We start from the raw sequence: 3791 nt of genomic DNA, 5'->3' as shown, positions 1-3791 counted from the left end.
CGGCGCGGCTGTCGCTGGAGCAGAACCTCGTCACGCAGGCGTCGCGCATTGCCGCCGTGCTGCCCGAGGGCGATCGCGTCGACAACGACACGCTGGCCAACGTCACGCGTATGGCGCGCAACGACCCGTCGCAGGCGACGGCCTACCTGCTGGCGCAGAGCGGCAGCCTGTCGAAGGAAGAGCAGGGCGCAGGCTGGGGCGTGATCGGCCAGTACGCCGCCAAGAAGCAGACGCCTGACGCGCTCGACGCCTACCGCCGCCAGATGACGCTGGGCGGCGACGCCTGGCTGTCGGACGACGCGCAGGAATGGCGCGTGCGCACTGCCCTGCGCGCCGGCGATTGGAAGATGGTGCGCCAGGCCATCGAGACCATGCGCCCGACGCTGCGCAGCCGCGATCCGGCCTGGACCTACTGGTACGGCCGCGCGCTCAAGGCCGACAACCGCAATGACGAGGCCAAGCAGCAGTTCCAGTCGATCGCCGGGCAGTTCAACTTCTATGGCCAGCTCGCGCAGGAAGAGCTCGGCCAGCGCATCAACGTGCCGCCGCGCACCACCGTCACCGACGCCGAGATCGACCCGATGGGCCGCAACCACCCGGGCTTCGGCCGCGCCAAGCGGCTGTATGACCTGAACCTGCGCTTTGAAGGCAACCGCGAGTGGAACTGGGAGCTGCGCAACATGAGCGACCGCGAGCTGCTGGCCGCGGCGGAATATGGCCGCAAGCTCGGCCTGCTCGACCGCACCGTCAACTCGGCCGAGAAGACCAAGACCGAGCATGACTTCTCGCTGCGCTTCCCGACCCCGTTCCGCAACGTGGTCGAGCGCAACGCCGATGCGGTCGGCCTGGACGTGGCCTGGGCCTATGGCCTGATCCGCCAGGAATCGCGCTTCATCATGGACGCGCGCTCGTCGGTGGGCGCCTCGGGCCTGATGCAGGTGATGCCGGAAACCGCCAAGCGCGTGGCCAAGAAGATCGGCCTGCCGGGCTTCCGCCCCTCGCAGATGAGCGACATCGACACCAACGTGCTGCTCGGCACCAGCTACCTGTCGATGATCCTGACCGACCTCGACAGCTCGATGACGCTGGCCACCGCCGGCTACAACGCGGGCCCGGGCCGGCCGAAGCGCTGGCGCTCGACGCTCACGCGGCCGGTCGAAGGCGCGATCTTCGCCGAGACGATCCCCTTCAACGAGACGCGCACCTACGTGAAGAACGTGCTGTCGAACGCGACCTACTACAGCGCGCTGCTCACCGGCCGCCCGCAGTCGCTGAAGGACCGCCTGGGCAAGGTGGCGCCGGAAGCCGTCACGCCGGACGATCTGCCATAAGCCATCGCGGCGCCACGCCGAACGCCCACCCCATGGTGGGCGTTTTCATTGGGCGTGCGTGCGCCGTCGCAATCCGGGGAAAAAGCGCCGTGGACGAGTCTGGATGCGGCGGCATGCGCGACCTATTGTGTTTAGGCCCTTCCCCTCCTGGAGATGCAATCATGCAAACCTCCAACCTCCTCGTCCTCGGCGGCACCGGCTTTATCGGCTCACAGCTGCTGTCGCATCTCGTCACCGAAACCTTTGCCGCACCCGGCCTGCCCGATGGCCGCGTGATCGTGCCCACGCGCGATGCCGAATCGGCGCGGGCACATAACCTGACCCTGCTCCCCCGCGTCGACGTGATGGAAGCCGATGTCCACAACGACGACACCCTCGATGCGCTGCTCGAGGCGCTCACCGAGGGCAGCCAGCACTGCGCCGTGATCAACCTCGTGGGCGTGCTGCAGGATGTGCGCGCCGAGCCCTACGGGCCGCTCTTCCGGCGCGCGCACGTCGACCTGCCGCGCCGCCTGGTGGCCGCATGCGGGCGCCACGGCGTCAGGCGCCTGCTGCACATGAGCGCACTCGGCGCCGACTCCGCTGGCCCGTCGATGTACCAGCGCAGCAAGGGCGACGGCGAACGCGTCGTCACGGAAAGCGGTCTCGACTGGACCGTGTTCCGCCCGTCGGTGGTGTTCGGCCCGCAAGACCACTTCCTCAACCTGTTCGCCCGCATGCAGCGCCTGGCGCCGTTCGTGCCGCTGGCGTGCGCCAATGCGCGCTTCCAGCCGGTGTATGTGGAAGACGTGGCGTCGGCCTTCGTCAATGCGCTGGACAACCCGACCACGGTGCGTCACGTCTATCCGCTGGTGGGCCCGCGCGTCTATACGCTGGCCGAACTGGTCCGGTTTGCTGGCGCAGCCAGCGGCCACCCGCGCATGATCGTGCCGCTGTCCGATGCGGTCGGGCGCTGGCAGGCCACGCTGTTCGAACAACTGCCCGGCGCGCCGCTCTCGCGCGACAACCTCGACTCCATGCGCATCGATAACATCTCAGCAGAGCCCATCGCCGAAGAGCTGGGCGTCCATGCACTCGGCATGGAAGCCGTGATGGTGGCAGCGCTGGCCGGCCGCGGTCCGGGCAGCTGGCTGGATGACGCTCGCACCCGCTCGCACCACTCGCACCGCTAGCCGGTGCCCCTACCGCCGGCCCGCCCCACGCTGGCCGGCAGGAGGGGTTGTGAGCCCATTTCACAACCGTGGCCAATCTGATTCATTTTGTGGCGCTGCAACGCAGGGCTAGAATGGTCTGCTCGCCGGCCGCCGCCACTGCGCGCAGCTCCCCAACACAAGCGCACGCGGGCGCCACGCGCGAGCTCCCACAACAACAGCAACACGCTCTCCAAGGACGGGAAACATGAAACTGCTCATCGGCAACAAGAACTATTCGTCATGGTCGCTGCGCCCCTGGCTGCTGGCCAAGCAGGCCGGCATCCCGTTTGAGGAGATCCGCGTGCGCCTGCTGAGCGAGAGCTTCGCCGCCGACGTGGGGCGCTATTCGCCGGCCGGCCGCGTGCCGGTGCTGGTCGAGGGCGACTTGAACGTGTGGGATTCGCTCGCCATCTGCGAGACGCTGGCGGAGCGCTTTCCGCGCGCGCAGTTGTGGCCGGAAGATCCGAAGGCCCGTGCGCACGCCCGCTCGATCTGCGCCGAGATGCACTCCGGCTTCGGCAACCTGCGCAACAACATGCCGATGAACGTGACCGCCATGCTGCCCGGCATGGGCTGGAACGTGGCCGTGCAGCAGGACATCGACCGCATCGCGCAGATGTGGACCGAGTTGCGCCAGAAGTACGCCGCGCAAGGCCCGTTCCTGTTCGGCCACTTCACGGTGGCGGATGCGTTCTACGCGCCGGTGGTGAGCCGCTTTGCGACCTACGGCGTGCGTCTGCCCGAACTCGCCAAGGCCTACGCCGATCACATCCTCAACCTGCCGGCCATGCAGGAGTGGATCGACGCCGCGCGCGCCGAGCACGACTTCCTGGCCGACGACGAGCCGTACCGCACCGCGCCGGACGAGGAAACGCTGGTCGCCGCCAATCAATGACGGAACGCGCAGCACAAGCGGGGGACGCCGTCGTCGATCCGGTCACGCACGGGCTGGATGTGTATGCCGTGGGCGGCGCGATTCGTGACGTGCTGCTCGGGCTGCCCGTGCAGGATCGGGACTACGTCGTGGTGGGTGCCACGCCGGAGGACTTGGAGGCACGCGGCTTTCATGCAGTCGGCAAGGACTTCCCTGTCTTCCTGCATCCGCGCACGCAGGCCGAGTACGCCCTCGCGCGCACCGAGCGAAAGACTGCTGCCGGCTACAAGGGTTTCTCGGTCTACTACGCGCCCGACGTCACGCTCGAAGACGATCTGATCCGCCGCGACCTGACCATCAACGCGATGGCGCAGCGCGTGGCGGAAGACGGCG

At 68.1% G+C, this 3791-nt stretch carries 3 protein-coding genes and 1 pseudogene; all 4 read left to right on the top strand.

The annotated features are described in order from the left end of the window. A partial coding sequence (locus QZ609_RS25225; protein WP_295500874.1) for a lytic transglycosylase domain-containing protein occupies positions 1-1331 on the top strand: 1331 nt, incomplete at its 5' end. A 161-nt stretch (positions 1332-1492) separates the two neighbouring features. Then, entirely contained in the window at positions 1493-2503 is a 1011-nt protein-coding gene (locus tag QZ609_RS25220; RefSeq protein ID WP_295500872.1) for a complex I NDUFA9 subunit family protein, read from the top strand. 226 nt (positions 2504-2729) lie between these two features. Beyond that, positions 2730-3419 (top strand): glutathione S-transferase family protein, encoded by a 690-nt coding sequence (locus tag QZ609_RS25215; protein WP_295500870.1) that lies wholly within the window; start codon positions 2730-2732, stop codon positions 3417-3419. Positions 3420-3472: 53 nt separating this feature from the next. Next, positions 3473-3791, top strand: a pseudogene (cca, locus tag QZ609_RS25210) (multifunctional CCA tRNA nucleotidyl transferase/2'3'-cyclic phosphodiesterase/2'nucleotidase/phosphatase); the annotation flags it as partial.

It is taken from the genome of uncultured Ralstonia sp., from assembly GCA_913056305.1.
In the GTDB taxonomy this organism is placed as follows: domain Bacteria; phylum Pseudomonadota; class Gammaproteobacteria; order Burkholderiales; family Burkholderiaceae; genus Ralstonia.
Note: the sequence above shows the minus strand (reverse complement) of the source record. Positions and strands in the feature narration are given on the sequence as shown.